This window comes from Lyngbya sp. CCY1209 (assembly GCF_035615495.1).
In the GTDB taxonomy this organism is placed as follows: Bacteria; Cyanobacteriota; Cyanobacteriia; order Cyanobacteriales; family Microcoleaceae; genus Limnospira.
In genome coordinates, this window is record NZ_JAJENU010000238.1 from 13,948 (window position 1) to 32,812 (window position 18,865).

Annotated in this window: 15 protein-coding genes; 11 read left to right on the plus strand and 4 right to left on the minus strand. The window is 54.4% G+C overall.

Going from position 1 to position 18,865, the window contains the following annotated elements; genetic code table 11:
* Positions 1–25 precede the first annotated feature (25 nt).
* The gene (locus tag LKE08_RS06035) at positions 26–1,072 is read left to right on the plus strand and encodes a UbiA prenyltransferase family protein (protein WP_324703300.1); all 1,047 of its coding nucleotides are present in this window, start codon (positions 26–28) and stop codon (positions 1,070–1,072) included.
* A gap of 179 nt (positions 1,073–1,251) precedes the next feature.
* On the opposite strand, the gene serS is transcribed toward LKE08_RS06035, so the two are convergent.
* The gene (gene serS, locus LKE08_RS06040; protein ID WP_324703313.1) at positions 1,252–2,547 is read right to left on the minus strand and encodes a serine--tRNA ligase; all 1,296 of its coding nucleotides are present in this window, start codon (positions 2,545–2,547) and stop codon (positions 1,252–1,254) included.
* A 458-nt stretch (positions 2,548–3,005) separates the two neighbouring features.
* Between serS and LKE08_RS06045 the strand changes: the two genes are divergently transcribed.
* The 9 genes from LKE08_RS06045 (at position 3,006) to LKE08_RS06085 (ending at position 13,682) form a co-directional block, all read left to right on the plus strand.
* Entirely contained in the window at positions 3,006–4,322 is a 1,317-nt protein-coding gene (locus tag LKE08_RS06045; protein ID WP_324703301.1) for an ABC transporter substrate-binding protein, read from the plus strand.
* 10 nt (positions 4,323–4,332) lie between these two features.
* Entirely contained in the window at positions 4,333–5,241 is a 909-nt protein-coding gene (locus LKE08_RS06050) for a sugar ABC transporter permease (protein WP_324703302.1), read from the plus strand.
* A 3-nt stretch (positions 5,242–5,244) separates the two neighbouring features.
* Positions 5,245–6,120 (plus strand): carbohydrate ABC transporter permease, encoded by an 876-nt coding sequence (locus LKE08_RS06055; protein WP_324703303.1) that lies wholly within the window; start codon positions 5,245–5,247, stop codon positions 6,118–6,120.
* Positions 6,121–6,148: 28 nt separating this feature from the next.
* Positions 6,149–7,219 (plus strand): ABC transporter ATP-binding protein, encoded by a 1,071-nt coding sequence (locus LKE08_RS06060; RefSeq protein WP_324703304.1) that lies wholly within the window; start codon positions 6,149–6,151, stop codon positions 7,217–7,219.
* Between the two features lie 201 nt (positions 7,220–7,420).
* Positions 7,421–7,726 carry an antibiotic biosynthesis monooxygenase family protein gene (locus LKE08_RS06065; RefSeq protein WP_324703305.1) on the plus strand — a complete coding sequence of 102 codons (306 nt, stop codon included), beginning with the start codon at positions 7,421–7,423 and terminating at the stop codon, positions 7,724–7,726.
* Positions 7,727–7,825: 99 nt separating this feature from the next.
* Positions 7,826–8,029 carry a DUF751 family protein gene (locus LKE08_RS06070; RefSeq protein WP_324703306.1) on the plus strand — a complete coding sequence of 68 codons (204 nt, stop codon included), beginning with the start codon at positions 7,826–7,828 and terminating at the stop codon, positions 8,027–8,029.
* 110 nt (positions 8,030–8,139) lie between these two features.
* Positions 8,140–11,943 (plus strand): ATP-binding protein, encoded by a 3,804-nt coding sequence (locus tag LKE08_RS06075; protein ID WP_324703307.1) that lies wholly within the window; start codon positions 8,140–8,142, stop codon positions 11,941–11,943.
* A gap of 36 nt (positions 11,944–11,979) precedes the next feature.
* A complete protein-coding gene (locus LKE08_RS06080; RefSeq protein ID WP_324703308.1) occupies positions 11,980–13,194 on the plus strand; it encodes a hybrid sensor histidine kinase/response regulator in 1,215 nt (404 codons plus the stop codon).
* A gap of 32 nt (positions 13,195–13,226) precedes the next feature.
* Positions 13,227–13,682, plus strand: a complete 456-nt coding sequence (locus tag LKE08_RS06085; protein ID WP_324703309.1) for a DUF29 domain-containing protein — start codon at positions 13,227–13,229, stop codon at positions 13,680–13,682.
* A gap of 244 nt (positions 13,683–13,926) precedes the next feature.
* On the opposite strand, the gene pabB is transcribed toward LKE08_RS06085, so the two are convergent.
* The 3 genes from pabB to LKE08_RS06100 all read right to left on the minus strand — a co-directional run bounded on the left by pabB (position 13,927) and on the right by LKE08_RS06100 (position 17,497).
* Positions 13,927–15,696 (minus strand): aminodeoxychorismate synthase component I, encoded by a 1,770-nt coding sequence (pabB, locus tag LKE08_RS06090; RefSeq protein WP_324703310.1) that lies wholly within the window; start codon positions 15,694–15,696, stop codon positions 13,927–13,929.
* A gap of 83 nt (positions 15,697–15,779) precedes the next feature.
* Entirely contained in the window at positions 15,780–16,820 is a 1,041-nt protein-coding gene (locus tag LKE08_RS06095; protein WP_324703314.1) for a PfkB family carbohydrate kinase, read from the minus strand.
* 104 nt (positions 16,821–16,924) lie between these two features.
* Positions 16,925–17,497, minus strand: a complete 573-nt coding sequence (locus LKE08_RS06100; protein WP_324703311.1) for a response regulator — start codon at positions 17,495–17,497, stop codon at positions 16,925–16,927.
* Positions 17,498–17,849: 352 nt separating this feature from the next.
* Between LKE08_RS06100 and lipA the strand changes: the two genes are divergently transcribed.
* Positions 17,850–18,767, plus strand: a complete 918-nt coding sequence (lipA, locus tag LKE08_RS06105; protein ID WP_324703312.1) for a lipoyl synthase — start codon at positions 17,850–17,852, stop codon at positions 18,765–18,767.
* The last annotated feature ends 98 nt before the right edge of the window (positions 18,768–18,865 follow it).

The following is an 18,865-nucleotide window of genomic DNA, read 5'->3' on the forward strand; positions in this document are numbered from 1 at the left end:
GTGCTGTGGTGTTAGAGTGAGTGCAATGAAACCTAAATTTGGTACGAGAATTCAAGCAAAATCTGCGGATATCTCCGACTCAGACGATCCTCAAGTTTCGCTCGGAATTCGAGATATTATCAAGCTGCTGCGTCCCCACCAGTGGACGAAAAATCTGTTCTGTTTGGCGGGGGTAATTTTTGGCGGGAGGCTGCTGCAACCCGAGGCGATCGCCAACGGTATCCTCACCGTCATCCTCTTTTCAATGATAGCATCCGCCGTCTACATTTTCAACGACATTCAAGACATCGAACGCGATCGCCAACATCCCAAAAAGCGACTCCGTCCCCTCGCCAGCGGACGGGTGAGACTGACAACTGCCACCGCGATCGCCGTTTTCTTAGTAACCGTTTCCCTCATCGGTTCTTACCACCTGGGAATCGCCGTATTTTCCTGCCTGCTGCTGTACGGAATTAACAATATCGCCTACTCCCTAAAACTCAAAAATATTCCCCTCTTCGACGTCAATTGTATCGCCTTCGGTTTCGTCCTCCGCCTCCTCGCCGGCATCTACGCCGTGGGGGACACCCCCACCGCCTGGATCACCCTTTGCACGTTCTTTTTAACCCTATTTCAAGGCTTCGCAAAACGGCGATCGGAACTCCTCTCCCTCCTCCACAAACAAAACCCCATCGAATCCTTAGAAGAATTATCCCCCGCATCCCTCCATCCCGCCGGAAAACACTCCTATCTAAAACTCTTTTATCAGCGAGGACAAACCAACCAACAACGCCCGGTTTTATCCCACTATACCTTACCCTATCTCGACTCCTTGATCAATAGTACGGCGACCATGACCATCATGTGTTATTCCCTATTTACCATCAGTTCAGACAAAAATCCGTCCCTGGTAATCACCGTTCCCATCGTCTACTATGCCGTCATGCACTACAAGCGGATCGTCACCGTTTTGGCGGCAGGAGAAGAACCCGATCGCATCTTAATCGAAGATAACAGCATCAAAATTAGCCTGCTGTTGTGGTTGTTGTCCTACTTGGCGATCGTCTATTTTGACCTGCAAATTTTTGTTTAAAACTCGTAGAATTGATTTTCTCCCCTCTCCCAGAATTGGGAGAGGGGTCGGGGGTGAGGGCGATTCTACTCTGACGCTCATCCGTCCGTCGAATAAAGTCACGAAGATTATTATAGCATTATAATCAATTATAATGTCGGGTTGAGCGGATGCCCAACCCAACCGACTCGGGCAAAATCCTACAGTATTTCCCGCCCTAAATAAGGCTGCAAAACCTCGGGAACCCGAACCGTTCCGTCCGGCTGCTGGTAGTTTTCCAACACCGCCGCCATCGTCCGTCCGATCGCCAATCCGGAACCGTTCAAAGCGTGGACAAACTCGGTTTTCTTCTTCTTCTTCTTCTGGTCGCCCTTGGCTTCCCGGTAGCGAATGTTCGCCCGCCGAGCCTGGAAATCCATCACGTTAGAACAGCTCGAAATTTCCCGGTAGGTTTCCGCCGAAGGCAACCAAACCTCCAAATCGTAGCACTTCGCCGCCGCAAATCCCAAGTCTCCCGTACACAATTCGATGACGCGATAGGGCAGTTTCAAAGCCTGCAAAATCCCCTCGGCATCTGCCACCAATTTTTGGTGTTCTTCCTCGGAGGTTTCCGGTTTGACCAATTTCACCAACTCGACTTTATTGAACTGGTGGAGTCGGATCAAACCCCGGGTATCCTTGCCGTAACTTCCGGCTTCCCGGCGAAAACAGGGAGTAAAGGAACAGTGGTAAATGGGAAGATTTTCCACTTCTAAAATCTCATCCCGATATAAGTTGACCACCGGGACTTCCGAGGTGGGGATCAGCCACAGGTCGTCCTCGCCGCACTTGAAACTTTCCTCGGCAAATTTGGGTAGTTGACCCGTCCCCGTCAAAGATGTGCTGTTCACCAATAGCGGCGGCATCACCTCGACGTAGCCGTTCGCCGTGTGGGTGTCGAGCATGAATTGAATTAAGGCTCGTTCCAAAGCAGCACCCGCACCGACGAGGGCGACGAAACGACTTTGGGCTATTTTTACCCCTCTTTCAAAGTTAAAAATTCCCAACTTTTCGCCCATTTCCCAGTGGGGTAAAATGTCGGAATTTTGGGTTTTGTATTCGTCTCCCCAGCGGCGAATTTCGACGTTTTCATCTTCGCTTTTTCCCACCGGAGTGGTTGGGCTCGGGAGGTTGGGTAGTGGCAACAAGAGGGCGTCAATTTCGGCGGCTAACTCTTTTTCTTGGGGTTCGAGATCGCCCAATTGGGACTTGATTTGCTGTCCCTCGTCCCGCAATTCTTGGACTTCCGGCCCTTTGGGATCGACCCCGGACTTGATTTTTTCTCCGACGAGTTTTCCGATCTCGTTGCTGCGGGTTTCGAGTCGGATGCGTTCCTGTTCGAGCGATCGCCGTTTTTCCTCCAACGCCAAGATCGGCTGCAGATCGTAATCTCCCCGCAGGTTGAGGCGGTCTTGAACGGCCTGTGGATTATCCCGAATGAGTTTGATGTCTAACACTGCTGCTTCCCAAAATGCTGGCTGGCACGATGTTGCCAATCTTGACCAAATTTTACCGGCGATCGCGGTTTCTGTACAGACCGCCCCGCCCCCGTCCGCCGTCCTCCGACCCGATCGCCCTCCTTTTCCCGTCATTTTTGCGGTTAAAAATCGTCCATTTCGACGGGCTAAATTGGGTCTCGATCTGCGATCGGCGACGGTGGAAAATCGAGGGCCGTGTCCCCCCGCAATCCGACGATCGCCGGTCTCAAATATTAAGGAATCTAAACTTAGATTGCAATTCTTTCCATCTCTATCTATAATAGCAACCTGGATCGGGGTCGCCTCCCTTGGGGGGATGCGATCGCCCAGATGAGTCGCCGATCGCCAAGTTTCGCATAAGTTTGTCTCGGATTTCATCGATGCTAAATCGAGAAATCGCCAATGGTAACAGTGATCAAATTATCTCTCAAAAAATCATGTTTAAATTTCATGCCATTAAATTGAGGATTAATATTCGCCCTCCCAATTCCAAATCCCAAGGATTCTGGCTTCATTTTGGATTAGCGATCGCCACCTTTGTGGGTATCATTTGCCTCGCCGTGCTGCCGGCTATCACCCAACAACCCGTGACGGTGAAAGTCCTCATTCAAGCCCTGGAAGGAACCCAGTGGGAACCGTTAGTCGAGGATTTCAATAACGAACACCCCAATCTTCGCCTCGAAGTCGTCAAAGGCCCCAACAACACCAACTTGGTTGAAGATCTTTATACCTCCGCATTTTTGCTGGGAGATTCCCCCTACGATCTCGTTTACATGGATATCGTTTGGGTGCAAAAATTTGCAGCAGCAGGTTGGTTGTCGAGCCTCTCAGATCGCGTCACAGAAACACAGTTAGATGCCTATTTAGAAGGAGATGTCAACGGCGGTCGCTACGAAGGAAAATTGTATCGAATGCCCTTCCGAACCGACGGGGGAATGCTCTACTACCGCACCGATTTATTGAAGGAAATTGGGGCGGAACCGCCGGAGACTTTCGAGGAATTGATGACCCTATCCAACACCCTGCAAGAGCAAGAATTAGTCCCCTGGGGATACGTCTGGCAGGGCAAACAATATGAAGGATTATCTGCCATGTTCACCGAGATTTTGGAGGGATACGGCGGATTTTGGATCGACGCGGACACCCAGGAAGTCGGTTTGGACAAACCCGAGGCGATCGCAGCAGTAGAATTTCTGCGCGACACCATCAGCGAAGGCATTTCTCCCCCCGGCGTCACCACCTACGCCGAAGAGGAAACCCGCCGCCTATTTCAAAATGGCAATTCCGCTTTTTTAAGGAACTGGCCCTACGTTTATTCCCTGGCTTCGGACTCGGAAATTGCCGGAAAATTTGCCATCAAACCGATGGTTCACCAACCCGAACACGGCAGCGGTGCCTGTCTGGGCGGTTGGGGATTCGGCATTTCTGCGAGTTCCGACAATCAAGACGAAGCTTGGACGGTGATCGAATATTTCAGTCGCCCAGAAGTGCAGATTAAATACTTCCTAGAAACCGGGTACGTCCCCGCCAAAACATCCCTTTTTAACGATCCTCAGTTAGTGGCAAAATTTAGCTACCTTCCTGACCTGTTAAACGTGGTTCAAAATCCCGTCCTGCGTCCGCCCGTCGCCCAATATGCCCAGGCTTCCGACATCCTCCAGCGTTACCTGAGCGCGGCTCTGACGGGCAGTCAAACCCCGGAACAAGCCATGCAAGCGGCGGCGAATGAAACTCGCGCCCTGTTGAAGCGATAAACCCAATATCATGACTCAAAATAATATCGATCGCAGAGAAAAACTCACCGGCTGGTACTTAATTACGCCGGCACTGCTCATCCTCGCTTTGGTGTTTATTTACCCCATCGCCCGGGCGTTTTGGTTGAGTTTATTTACCAACAATTTAGGAACCCAACTGGAATCGGTTTTTTCCGGTTTCGCCAACTATCAGCGCCTGGTCGGTGATGGTAGATTTTGGCAGAGTATGTGGAATACCAGCATCTTTACCGCCGTCTCCATTTTAACCGAATTGGTGCTGGGAATGGCGATCGCCCTGGTGTTGAATCAAGCCTTTTTCGGGCGGGGATTCGTCCGCACTTCTTCCCTCATTCCCTGGGCGTTACCTACGGCGGTGATGGGGTTAGCTTGGGCGTGGATTTTCAATGACCAATATGGAATTGTTAACGACCTCCTCACCCGCCTGGGATTGATCGCAACACCCATCACTTGGCTGGGCGATCCCACCCGGGCGATGCTGGCGATGATTATCGCCGACGTCTGGAAAACCACCCCCTTTATCGCCATCATTCTTTTGGCGGGTTTGCAATCGATTTCCGGCGATTTGTACGAGGCTCACGCCATCGACGGGGCGACGCCGTGGCAGAGTTTTTGGCAAATCACCATCCCCCTCGTCACCCCCCAAATTATCATCGCCCTGCTGTTCCGATTTGCCCAAGCTTTCGGCATCTTTGACTTGGTGCAGGTGATGACGGGTGGGGGGCCGGCGGGTGCCACGGAAACCGTCTCTATTTATATCTATGCCACGGTGCGAAGATACCTGGATTTCGGCTACGGTGCGGCCCTGGTAGTCGTCACGTTTTTACTGCTGATTTTAGCGGTGGCGATCGCCGCATTTTTCCTGTCGAAATCTCGCGTCAACGTTATGGGAGGTAAATAATCAATGTCCGTCACCAATCAACCCGCTCCGGAATCCCAAGCCAGCGGAAAAATTAACTACAGCAAAATTGCCCTGTGGGTGGGCGTCGTCCTCACCATTATCTTCTGCCTCGCCCCCGTTATGTGGCAATTATTGACTTCTTTTAAAACCAACGAAGCCATTTCCACTATCCCCAACATTTACTTCCCCAGTCCCGACCAATTAACCTGGGATCATTACGGAAGTTTGGGATGGGGATTCCTGCGCTACGTCTTCAACAGCGCCTTCGTTTCCCTGACTTCGACCGTCCTCTGTCTGGGCGTGGGCGCCCCCGCCGCCTACACCCTGACTCGCCTGAAAATACCGGGAGAAAATATCATCCTGGTGTTTATATTGGTGATCAGTTTATTTCCCTATGTCCTGCTGTTTCTGGGACTCCTGGAAATTGTCAAAGCCTTGGGTTTAGGAAATAATTACATTGCCCTCATTATTCCCTACACCGCCATCAACCTTCCCCTGACAATTTTGGTGCTGAGGAGTTTTTTCCAACAACTGCCCAAAGATCTGGAAGATTCGGCTAAAATTGACGGTTATAGCACCCTGGAGATGCTGTTGCAGATTGTCCTTCCCATGACCCTCCCGGCGTTGGTGACAACGGGAATTCTCACGTTTATTTTTGCCTGGAATGAGTTTATTTTTGCCCTCACGTTTATCACCCGAGAGGAGATGTACACCATTCCCGTGGCGGTGGCACAAATCGGCGGGGCATCCGTCTTTGAAATTCCCTACGGCCCGATCGCAGCAGCGACCGTCACCGGAACCATTCCCCTGGTGATTTTGGTGCTAATTTTCCAGCGCCGGATCGTCCAAGGCATTACCGCCGGTGCGGTCAAAGGTTAATTCTTTCCCACTCAACTTTTAGATGATCATGGCTCAACTTCAACTGAAAAAATTACGCAAGCAATTCGCCCACAATGTCATCCCCGTCAAAGATGTCAGCGTCAACGTCGATGACGGCGAATTTCTCACCCTCCTCGGCCCCTCCGGGTGCGGAAAATCGACCCTGCTACGGATGATCGCCGGACTGGATATGCCAACGGAAGGTCTGGTGATTTTGGGCGACGAAAACTTGACCAACATCCCGCCAGGAAAGCGCAACATCGCGATGGTGTTTCAGAGTTACGCGCTGTATCCCCACATGACCGTTTCGGAAAATATTTCCACTTCGCTGCGGCTGCGAAAAGTTGACGGTGCGGAGATTGAAAAGCGGGTAAATGACGTTTCCAACCGCCTGGGAATTGCCCACCTCCTCGATCGCAAACCGGGACAACTTTCCGGGGGTCAGCGGCAGCGGGTAGCCCTGGCGCGGGCCCTCGTCAGAGATCCGGATGTTTTCCTGCTCGACGAGCCCCTGAGTAACTTGGATGCGCTGTTGCGGGAACAGGTCCGCGCCGACTTAAAACAACTGTTTGAATCCCAACAAAAACCCGTGGTTTACGTCACCCACGACCAAACGGAAGCGATGACGCTTTCGAGTAAAATTGCGGTACTTTACGACGGGTATTTGCAGCAGTTGGCGACCCCCGCCGAGATTTACATGAAACCCGCCAATCGATTTGTCGCCGGGTTTGTTGGCAGTCCGCAGATGAATTTGTTGACGTTGGATTGCGAGGACGGCAAAGCCGTTTTGGGGGACTTCCGCATCGAGCTCCCGGATCTGAAGGCACCGCCCCGAGTGATCACCTTTGGCATCCGGCCGGAGGACGTTTTTTTGAGGGAAGAAAGCGACGCCGATACCGTCAACGGAAAGGTGTATTTGGTGGAAGATTTGGGGAAAGAAAAACTCCTCAGCGTCCGCATCGACGGTTCCGATCAAACCCTGCGGGCGATCGTGCCACCGGATCAAACTTGGGAGAGCGAAACGGTGCAATTGACCCTGCCCCGAAAGCAGATGCACTGGTTCGACGTGGAGTCCGGCGATCGCCTGAACCGAGAGTAATTGATAATTGATAATTGATTATCAATTGATTCGGGTTGAACGTCAATTGTAGGGGGCGTTCCCAACTCTCACCGACCACTTGACCGATAATAGATGAGTAGGAACGCACCCCAAAAAACTTGCACGACTCACGCCTCCCAAGGGGCTGCAATTCTATGGTATGATCGGTTCACTTCCGATAGAATTTCACTTTAAAAAATCATGATCACCTTTGTGAGTGTCTTTACCGTGATCCCCGAAAAACAACCGGATGCGCTCCGAGCCATTCAGAAGGTTTACAACGAAGTCGCGATCCACCATCCGGGCTTCATCTCCGCCCAGTTGCTCCCCAGCGACGACGGAAACCGGGTCACGGCGATCGCCCACTGGGAAAGCGAAGAGGATTTAAAAGCCATGAGAAATACCCCGGAATTTACAGAACTTCACGACCGCGATTTTTTGCCGACGATCGTGGGGAATGACGGCCACCTTTACAGCCACTCGGTCGCCATCAAACGAGTTTTATAAAACTGGCGCCCGAACCCCCTTCCCGACTTGTCGAAATGAGCGACAAGTGTTAATACTAATAGAATGAACCCCTTACCGTTGGATTGATAAAAACAACCCATGAAAGACTTTTTTGAAAATGTCTCCCGCTATCCCCGCTACCTGATCAGCTTCAGCCTCGGGATCTTCTTCTTCCTGTTTGAACGCTTCAAACCCCTCCTCAACCGTCCTGTCACCGCGATCGCCCTGTTGGGTTTGGTGGTGGGCGTGTTCCTGTTCACCTACTTTACCCTCGAGGGGATGTTGGGATTGAACGCCGTTTAGAACCGTCCAACAAATTGTTGCAGGGTCAAATTTTTCCAAAAATTTCGACTCTGCCCCACCCCCTCCCCATCCGGGAGAGGGGGATCAAAATGGGTCTCATCGATTCTGATATGCATCTCAAAACTCGCCGCCGTCTCAACCGCACTGTCGCCCGAATTTCCGGCAATATATCCCTGCGGATCTTGTTGGTCATTCCCTTCGTGATTCAGATTTTTGCCACCGTCGGAATTGTCGGATATCTCTCCTTCAAAAACGGACAAAAAGCGGTAGACGACCTGGCGCGGCAGTTGATGGGAGAAGTGGCGATGCGGATCGAAGCCAATCTGGAATCCTACCTCGACATCCCCTTTATGGTCGGCCGGGACATTCAAGATGTGGTCGCTTTGGGATTGTTGGACATTGACGACCTGGATGGATGGGAAGCTTACCTGTGGCGAAAAGCCAAATATTTCGAGTCGATCGCCATCCTTTCCTTAGCCAACGAAGAGGGCGAATATCGCTCCACCGCCAGGACGCGGACGGGAAAGTTGCAGGTCGGCATGGCGGGCGAAGGGACGAATTTTGACCTTTACCGCTACGACAGCTTAGATTCAATTAATAACGGACCTCCCGCCGCGATCGATCCGAATTACGACCCCCGCCAGCGGCCCTGGTATCGGGTCGCGATGGCGACACGAAAGCCCGTTTGGAGCGAAATTTACACCCGCTTCGAGCCCCCCCCAATCCTGCAAATTAGCGCCAGCCAACCCATCTATCCCCCCGGCAATTTCACCGAACCCGAGGGGGTGATGAGTATCGTGATCGGCCTGTCCCACATCAGCAATTTTATCGGCGATTTTCAAATGGGAAAAACCGGTCAGGCGTTCATTGTCGATCCCGAAGGATTGTTGGTCGCCAGTTCCACCGCCGAACCCCTGTTTCGGGAAAAAAACGATCGCGTCGTCCGCCAAATCGCCCTGCAAAGCGAAGAGGTCTTGACCCGAGAAGTCAGCGCATACTTAAAAGAAAAATTCGGCCGCTTCGATCGCATCGAAAATTCCCGACAATTAAAAATCCCCATTCAGTCCCAAATGCACTACGTCAAACTGCTCCCCTTCGAGGACGAGCGGGGCCTGGAATGGACGATCGTGGTGGTGATTCCCGAAGCGGATTTTATGGAACAAATCCAAACCAACACCCGCATCACCATCGCCCTGTGTTTAGTCGCCCTGGGGGTGGCGATCGCGATCGGGTGGGTCACGGGGGGCTGGATCGCCGGCCCCGTCGCCGCCCTGGCCCAAGCGGCCGACGCCCTCTCCCGGGGCAACTGGGATCGCAAAGTCGGGCGGAATTGCACCCGGGAACTGCGGACCCTCGCCCGGGCCTTCAACCAAATGCGGGGCCAGTTGCGACGGTCCTACCACCAACTGCAGGACTACTCCCACAGCCTGGAACAGAAAGTCGCCGAACGCACCCGGGAACTCGAACAAAAGGTCGAAATTGCCGAAGCCGCCGTGCGGGAACGTCGCCAAGCCGAAATCGCCCTGCGGGACTCGGAACAAAAATTCTCCACCGCCTTCCACTCCGCCCCCCACCCGATCACCCTCAGCCGCTTCCGGGACGGCATTCACCTGGAAGTCAACGAAAGTTTCTGCCGCGTCACGGGTTACGAAGTCGGGGACATCGTGGGCCGCACGGTCCTCGAAATCAACCTCTGGGTCCACCCCGAACAGCGATCGCAGATGCTCGAAATCATGGCCCGCGATCGCAAGGTCCGCAATTTTGAACTGGAATTCCGCACCAAATCCGGCGAAATCCGCACCGGACTGCTCTCGGCCGACCTCATCCACCTCAACGGCGAAGAGTGCCTCCTCACCAGCAGCAACGACATCACCGAGCGCCGTCGGGCCGAAATCGCCCTCAGACGGCAATTCGAGCGGGAACGACTCCTGCGGCAAATCACCGAAGAACTGCGGTCCAGCCTCGACTCCCGCCACATCTTCCAAATCGCCGCCAACCGCATCGGGCAGACCTTCGCCGTCGATCGCTGTACGATTTACACCTACCTCTCAAGTCCCGAACCCAAAATCGAAGCCGTCGCCGAATACCTGCAATCGGAATGTCCCCCAATGTTGAACCGGCAACACCCCCTCGGCAACCACCCCTACACCCGACGGGTTTTGAGCCGGGACGTCGCGATCGCCACGGAAGACATCCGCGCCGAACCCCTCCTCGAAGGGGCGATCGACTTCTGCGACCACTTCCAAATCAAATCCCTCCTCACCATCCGCACCTCCTACGGGGGCCAACCCAACGGGGCCATTTACCTGAGTCAGTGCCGCCGCCTCCGCACCTGGACCGACGAGGAAATCGACCTGCTCGCATCCGTCGCCGCCAAAATGGGTATCGCCCTCGCCCAGGCCCGCCTCCTGGAGCGGGAAAAACAGCAGAGCCTCAAACTCGCCGCCCAAAACGTCGCCTTAGAGGAGGCTAGACGGGCCGCCGACGCCGCCAACCGGGCGAAAAGTACATTTTTGGCAAATATGAGCCACGAGCTGCGGACGCCCCTCAACGCCATCCTCGGCTTCAGCCAGATCATGGCCCACAACCCCACCTTCGCGGCCGGGTCCCAGGAATTGGAAATCATCAACCGCAGCGGGGAACACCTCCTGGAACTGATCAACGACATCCTCGATTTGTCCAAAATCGAGGCGGGGAAAATTACCGTCGAGCGCCACCCCTTCGACCTGCACCGCCTCCTGGACACCCTGGAGGAACTGTTCAAACTGCGGGCGAAAGGACGGGGGATCTGGCTGCGGTGCGATTGGGCGAAGCCCACCGGCAAAGCCGATCGCGCCCCGGATCTGCCCCGCTACGTCCTGGGGGACGAAAAAAAGCTGCGCCAGGTGTTGATCAATTTGCTGGGAAATGCCGTCAAATTCACCGCAGACGGGGGCGTGACGTTGCGGGCCGATTTTCGAGCCGGGGTTCCCGGTGCCAATTCCGTGGTGCTGGAATTTGCCGTCGAGGATACCGGGCCGGGTATCGCCCCGGAGGAGATCGAAACCCTGTTCGATGCCTTCGTGCAGACGGAAATGGGGCGGGAGGCCCAGCAGGGGACGGGGTTGGGTCTGTCCATCAGCCGCAAATTCGTGGAGTTGATGGGGGGCACCATTACCGTTAGCAGTACCATGGGGCGGGGCAGTCGGTTCAGCTTCGAGATCCCCGCCGATTTGGCTACGGGGGAGGCGATCGCGGTTTCTACAGTCCCCCGGCGCCCGATCGCGATCGCATCCGAAGATCATGCGGAATACCGGGTTTTGGTGGTGGACGAAGTGCCGGAAAATCGCCTGCTGGTGAGGCGGTTACTCGAACCCCTGGGGTTCCGGGTATTTGAAGCCGAAAACGGCCTGGAGGCGATCCGGGTTTGGGAACAATACGCCCCCCAACTGATTTGGATGGATATGCGAATGCCCGTTATGGACGGCTACGAGGCCACCCGCCGCATTCGCTCCCAACCGTCCGGGGAGGGGGTGAAAATTATCGCCCTCACCGCCAGCGCCCTCCAGGAACAGGAAGACGACATTCGCAAAGCCGGGTGTGACGATATCCTCCGCAAACCCTTTCAGGCGATCGCACTGTTCGAGAAAATGGCCGTCCACCTGGGCATCCGCTACCACTACGCCCCGGAAACCCCCTCCCCAACCGCCTCCCCCCGAACCGCCGGAACACTGACGCCGGAAGCCCTGCGGGTGATGCCACCGGATTGGCTGCGGCGACTCTACGAAGCCGCCATTCGCGGAGATGATGCCCAGGTGCTGGAGTTGATCGCCGAGATCCCCCCCTCGGAAGCCGACCTCGCCGCCATCCTCACCCAGTTGGTGGATGATTTTCGCCTGGATACCATAGATGATATGGTGAAAACTTTGATTTAGCCGCGCTGGCTTCTTCTTTTTAGGTAAATTTACCCCATGAGCCGCGATCGCACCTCCCAACCCCAGGCTGACCTTCTGATCGTCGATGATACCCCCGATAATTTGCGCCTGCTGTCCCAGATGCTGTTGGAGGAGGGGTATCGGGTTCGCAAGGCCATCAACGGCCAGCGGGCTTTGCAGGCGGTGGAGGCTGAACCCCCCGATTTAATTCTCCTCGATATCATGATGCCCGAATTGGACGGCTACCAGGTCGCCAAACGGTTGAAAGACTCCCCCCAAACCCGGGAGATTCCGATTGTTTTTCTCAGTGCCCTCAATGAGACAATGGACAAGGTTTTAGCCTTCGATATCGGCGGGGCTGATTACATCACCAAACCCTTCCAGGTGCAAGAAGTTTTAGCCCGGGTGAGAACCCAACTGACCGTCCGCCAGCAGCAAAAAAAATTACTCGCCCAAAACGAACAATTGCAGCGGGAAATTCAGGAGCGAAAAAAGGTTGAATCTGCCCTGCGCGTCTATATCCACGCCATGTCCCATGACCTGCGAAATCCCGTGACGGGAATGTTGATGGTACTGCAAAATTTGCTCAAAAAACGGCCGGAAGCCGACGCGGAAATGCCCGTCCCCCCTTCGATTTTGAAGCGGATGGCGAATAGCTGCGATCGGCAACTGGCATTAATCAATTCCCTCGTCCAAACCAGTGATATCGAATTGCAGGGCATCACCCTCAACCCCGAACCGCTGCAACTGCATCAATTCACCCAAAAATTAGCCCTAGAATGGGAACCCCTTCTCAATAAAGAGAAGGCAAAATTAAACAATAAAATGACCGAAACTTTACCCCAAGTAAACGCCGATCCAAACCAACTTTGGCGAGTCTTCGACAACCTATTTTCCAACGCGATAAAATACAATCCCCCCGGCATCACTATTACCCTTTTGGGGGAAGTCATCACCGAAACTGATGCCCAAAATCATCCCCCAAAACAGTTCGTCCGCTGTCGCGTGATTGACGACGGCGTGGGCATGAACGAAGCAGAAATCGAAGGGCTATTTGAATTATATCAACGGGGCCGAAAAGTGGGCAACATTCAGGGGTTGGGATTGGGCTTATATTTATGTCGGCAAATTGTCAACGCCCACGGGGGAAAAATCGGCGCCATGCGGGGCGACATTGCCAATCCCAATCAAGGCGCGACATTCTGGTTTACATTGCCCGTATTGAACTATAGCACTGTACAGCAGCAGTAGGAAGCGTCTGGTAAAATTGGAGCAATATTAAGATGGATTCAACTCTGGGGAATCAAAAATTGTACGATCGCGATTTTATTGAGTGGTGTGAAGTCACGGTTTCTCAACTCAAGGAGAGAAATTTTGAACATTTGGATATCGAAGGCTTGATTGAGGAGATTGAAGGCTTGGCTAAACGCGACAAGCGAGAATTAAAAAATCGATTGACAGTGTTATTGGCTCATTTGCTAAAACGGATCTATGTAGAGAGTCCAGAAAATTTTAATGGATGGGAACTCACGATTCGAGAGCAACGTCGCCAAATACAAGGCCTCTTGAATGATTCTCCCAGTCTAAAGCCCTATCTTCGAGAAGTGTTAGATACAGTTTACAGAGATGCGTTAGATGATGTCCGCTTTGAATATCAAAAAACTGAATTTCCTGATAGTTGGGAATTGAACTTTGATTCCACTGCTCTTTTATCGGAAAACTATTGGGAGGAGCAGTAAATGTCTTCTCAGCAATCTGTTTATTGAGTCTGGATTGAAGCCTCGGGCAATTAGAACAAAAACTAACCACTGACATTCACAGATCGACAACATAATTGATTTTCGATTGAGCTAGGGCAGTCAACTCTCTCCGATTGCATATTATAGCAGCGGGGTAGGTTGGGTTGAGTAACTAAACCCAACAGATTATTCGGACATGAAAACAATTAATAATTATTTTCGCCGATCAACTCGTTGTTGGGCTTTAGCCCCTTTCAAGATGCTTCTGATCGGAAAAATTGACCTGCACTTCCCGCCATTTTCTCACGGAATTAATCATATAAATTTTGTCAAAATTACCCATCTTATTTAATAAGATAATCTCCTCTTTTATCTGGTTATTTTTAATCAAATACTCCCGAAACGTCCCCGGCAGCAAGCCGCACCGCACCGGCGGCGTCATCAACTCCCCGCCGCATTGAAAAACTAAATTAGCAATACAACTTTCCGTCACTTCTCCCCGTTCGTTCCACAGCAACACATCATCGCAGTCCGGACGGGAAGCCCGGGCGGTTTCGTACACCGTCCGGTTGGTGGTTTTGTGATATAAAAACGGGTTGTCTGAATCGACGGGAGTCGGCGATATTCCCAAACAGAGAGAGCGATCGCTTCCCGACTCCTTCACAACCGCCGTTTCGCAACGGATCGAACCGCCGCGATCGACCAGCAAACGGACTTTTTGGGGAAGTGCGGGCAACTTTTTGGTCAGAGAAATTAATTCATTTTTAACGGTTTCAATCGACCAAGAAAAGCCAAAATAGAGCGCCGATTCCTGCAATCGTTTCAGATGATATTCGAGTAGAAAATAACCCGATTCTGGAGTCCATAGCATCGTTTCCAAAAGGGAAAAATCGTCCCGGGGAACGGTGAGCACCCGGGCTTTCACCTGACATTCGCGATATTCGTCTTTGTCCGTGGAGTCCCACAAAATGCCACCGCCCACCCCGTATTCGGCCCGTCCGGCGGCGCGATCGACCAAAACCGTGCGAATTGCCACGTTAAATTGAGCCTCAGCGCGATCGCCCCCCATAAAGCCGATGCAACCCGTATAAATCCGGCGGGGGGCGGTTTCCAACTCCCGGATCAACTGCATGGTGCGGGGTTTGGGCGCCCCCGTGATCGAGGCGCAGGGGAACAGGGCCGCGAAAATCTCGGGCAGCGGTGCCCCGGTTTTCGCCGTCACCGTGGACGTCATCTGCCAGAGGGTGGGGTAGCGCTCCACCTCGAACAGCCGCGGAACTCGGACGCTGTGGCGATCGGCGACGCGCCCCATATCGTTGCGGACCATATCCACGATCATGACATTTTCGGCGCGATTTTTCTCCGAATCCTGCAACCATTGTGCGATCGCCCGATCTTCTGCCAATGTGCGGCCCCGGGCGGCGGTTCCCTTCATGGGGCGGGACGTCAGTTGCCCGTCGGAGAGGTGAAAAAACAATTCCGGCGACGCCGAACAAATCGACCAGCGATCGCACTCCACAAAAGCCCCGTAATTCGCCCGCTGCGCCCGCACCAACTGCAAAAACAGCGCTCGGGGATCGCCGGAAAATTCCGCCCGCAGGCGAAAGCTGTAATTCACCTGGTAGGTTTCCCCCCGGGCGATATCATCCCGAATTTGGGTGATGGCGCGATCGTATTCTTCCCGAGTCACCGAGGGCAACCAGTCACCGAGGGTATAATCCGATCCGGCCGATGCCGGCGGCAGTTCCAAAACCTCCGGTTTCTCATACAGTCCGAACCACAGCAGCGGAAACCCGTCCGGGGGATAAGCCGACAAAGCCGGATCAAAGGCGGGTCCGGCTTCATAACTGACAAACCCCGCCGCGTACCATTTTCGATCCCGGATGATTTCGTGCACCCGCCACAACTCCGGAACCACGCGATCGCAGCTATCCGCCCTCACGATACAACGCGGCTCTTCAAACAAGAGCCACTGCTGAGATTTGGCATCGTGAACGATCGCTCGATTTAACATAGAAATTAAAGTCAAAAGTCAAAAGTCAAAAATTACCTATTCCCTACTCCCTACTCCCTACTCCCTACTCCCGACTCCCGCCATTACTCCCCCTCCAAAAGCGATCGCAGCGCCTCTCGCATCTCGGTGGTGCTGGTGGTGGCGGTTCCGAACTGGCGGACGACCAAACTGGCGGCCAAATTGCCCAAAACCGCCGCTTCCCAGAACGAGGCGCCCGAACACAGGGCCAGGGTGAGGGCGGCGACGACGGTATCTCCGGCGCCGGTGACGTCGAAAACGTCGGTGCGGTTGAAGGCCGGGATGGGGTCCATCTGCACCGTATTTTCGGCGTCCCGCTCGAACAAACTCATCCCCTCTTCCCCCCGGGTGATCAGGATGCGCTTGGCGCCGGTGAGGTTCAGCAGGTCGCCCCCGGCCCGCCTCAAACTGTCCTCGTCGGCGATCGCGTATCCCACCGCCTTTTCCGCCTCCGGGACGTTGGGGGTGAACAGCGTCGCCCCCCCATATCTGTGCAAATCAATTTGGGCATCCACCACGGTTTGGGAGTGGGACAGAGCCGCATCGATGACCGGGGGGGTTAATACCCCGTCCCCGTAGTCCGAGCAAACCACCCCGTCCACCGCATCTGTCTGGGCGCGAATATATTCGGCCAGCCGCTCCCGCAGTTCCGGGTCGGGGAGATCGTCGGATTTGCGATCGACCCGCACGATCTGCTGAGTCACGGACTGGCGGGCGTGGCCGGAGATGCGGGTTTTGGTGACGGTGGGGCGGCCGGGGTCGGTGAAAATGCCCCCCGTATCAATTCCCGCTTCTGTAAAAATACGCCGCAGAGCCTCCCCCTGGTCATCCTTTCCCACCAAACCCGCCACCCGCACCTGAGCCCCCAACTTGGCAAAATTGTAGACGGCGTTAGCCGCGCCGCCGGGAATTTGCCGGGTGCTTTCGTGTCGCAAAATCAGCACCGGTGCCTCCCGGGACAGGCGTTCCACCTGACCGGTCATGAACTCGTCGAGGGCGAGATCCCCCGCCACCAATATTCGGACTTGGGAAAACCGCTCCAACCGATCCGTCAAGGAATCGGCCGTGGCGTTGAGTTGGTCAAGAAACGAAGCAGATAGGGTCATGGCGAATCGGTCGGCAAAACCTGACATTGAAAAGGCCCCCGGAAGCTCAGGGGTTGGGGTTCAAACGGGCGACGAGAGGGGGATAGGAGACTCAGGAAAGGGGCTTATTTCAATTTTTTGATAACAAAAGCCTTGAGTTGGGCGACTTGCTTTTTGAGGGCGACCATCTCGGCTTGCATCCGGGCCACTTTCTGCTCCAAAGCTTTGACCTTGGCTGCGTCGGCCCCCGCCGTCGCCGGTGCGGTATCTTTGGGTTGGGGCGTCCGGGCTGGAGTCGCGCTCGGCAGGGGTTGGCGGGGCTTTTTGGCTTTATTAAATGCGGATTTGATCGCCTCGAGCAGTTGCCCTTTCTCGAAGGGTTTTTCGATAAACTCAAAATACTCGAAGGGCTCGGAAATTTTTCCGCTCACTTCCTCTTTGCGGCCGGACATCACCACCAGGGGGATTTTCCGCAATTCCTCGCTGGCTTGAATCTGTTGAAAGACATCCCACCCGCTCAGTTTGGGCAGCAGAAAATCAAGCATGATCAAATTGGGGTGTTCTTTGCGGACGAGGTCGATCCCTTCTTGTCCGTCTTTGGCTTCGAGAACGTCGAAGTTACCTTGGGGTAACATTTCCCGAACCCGCGCTCGAATGACCTTACTATCGTCAATAACTAGGATTTTCCGACCTGCCACGACTGACTCCCCCGGCGACGAGTAAATATTCTCAACATGGGTCTAGTATTGCTTAAGGGCCCGCACTTTAACCCGGTTCTTTAGATTAAACGCTATTTCCGCTAAAGGCAACATTTGATCCGGTCGGCCCAGAGCGATCGTCCGAGGTCGGCCAGAATTTACCCCGAATGTCCGGCGATCGGCTTGAACTCCCACCCCGCCTGAAATTTCCGACCAGAATGATCTTATCACGCGATCGCCAAAACGGTTCGGACCTCTCAATTACAACCCGGGCTGACGGCTGAAACCGGAGCGGCGATCGCTATAGTATGAGAAGGCGCCTCTCTCTACAGATCTGTCTGAGCAAATTTTTATGTCACCTTCCACCCATTCCCGTTCATCCCAAAACCGAGAAACCGTCGAAGCCATCCCGCACTGGTTGCGCCGCCCCATCGGCAAGGCCAGCGAACTGTCCCGGGTGCAGCAAATTATCAAACGGCGGCAAATTCACACCATTTGCGAGGAAGGCCGCTGTCCGAACCGGGGCGAATGCTACGCCCGGGGGACGGCGACCTTTTTGTTGATGGGGCCGACGTGTACCCGATCCTGCGCCTTTTGTCAAGTGGACAAGGGCCATTCTCCCATGCCGCTCGACCCGGAGGAACCCCAAAAGGTGGCCGAGTCGGTGCAGATTTTGGGGTTGCGGTATGTGGTGCTGACGTCGGTGGCCCGGGACGATTTGGCGGATGGGGGCGCCGGTTGGTTCGTCAAAACGATGGAGGCGATCCGCGAAGCCTGCCCCCAGACCCAGATCGAAGTGCTGACCCCGGATTTTTGGGGCGGACGGGGGGAGGGCGACCCCCTCCAAGAGCAGTACCGGCGCATCGAGATGGTGGTGCGGGCGAAACCGGCCTGTTTCAACCACAATATCGAGACGGTGCGGCGTCTCCAGGGTCCGGTGCGGCGGGGGGCGAAGTACGATCGCACCCTGGATGTCTTGCGGAAAGTGCGAGAATGCGATCGCACCATCCCCACCAAATCCGGATTGATGCTGGGACACGGGGAAACCGAAGCGGAAATCCTGGAAACCCTGGCGGACCTGCGGGCGGTGGGCTGCGATCGCCTCACCCTCGGCCAATATATGCGCCCCTCCCTGGACCACCTCCGAGTCCAAAAATACTGGACCCCCGAAGAATTCGACCGCCTCGGCGCGATCGCCCGCGACATGGGCTTTTCCCACGTCCGCTCCGGCCCCCTAGTCCGCAGTTCCTACCACGCGGGAGAGGATTAGGGTGTGCTCGGTGGGGTGTGGGGGAGCGGAGGGAGCGGAGGGAGCGGAGGGAGCAGGGGGAGCAGGGGGAGCGGAGGGAGCGAAGAAACGGGTGGAAC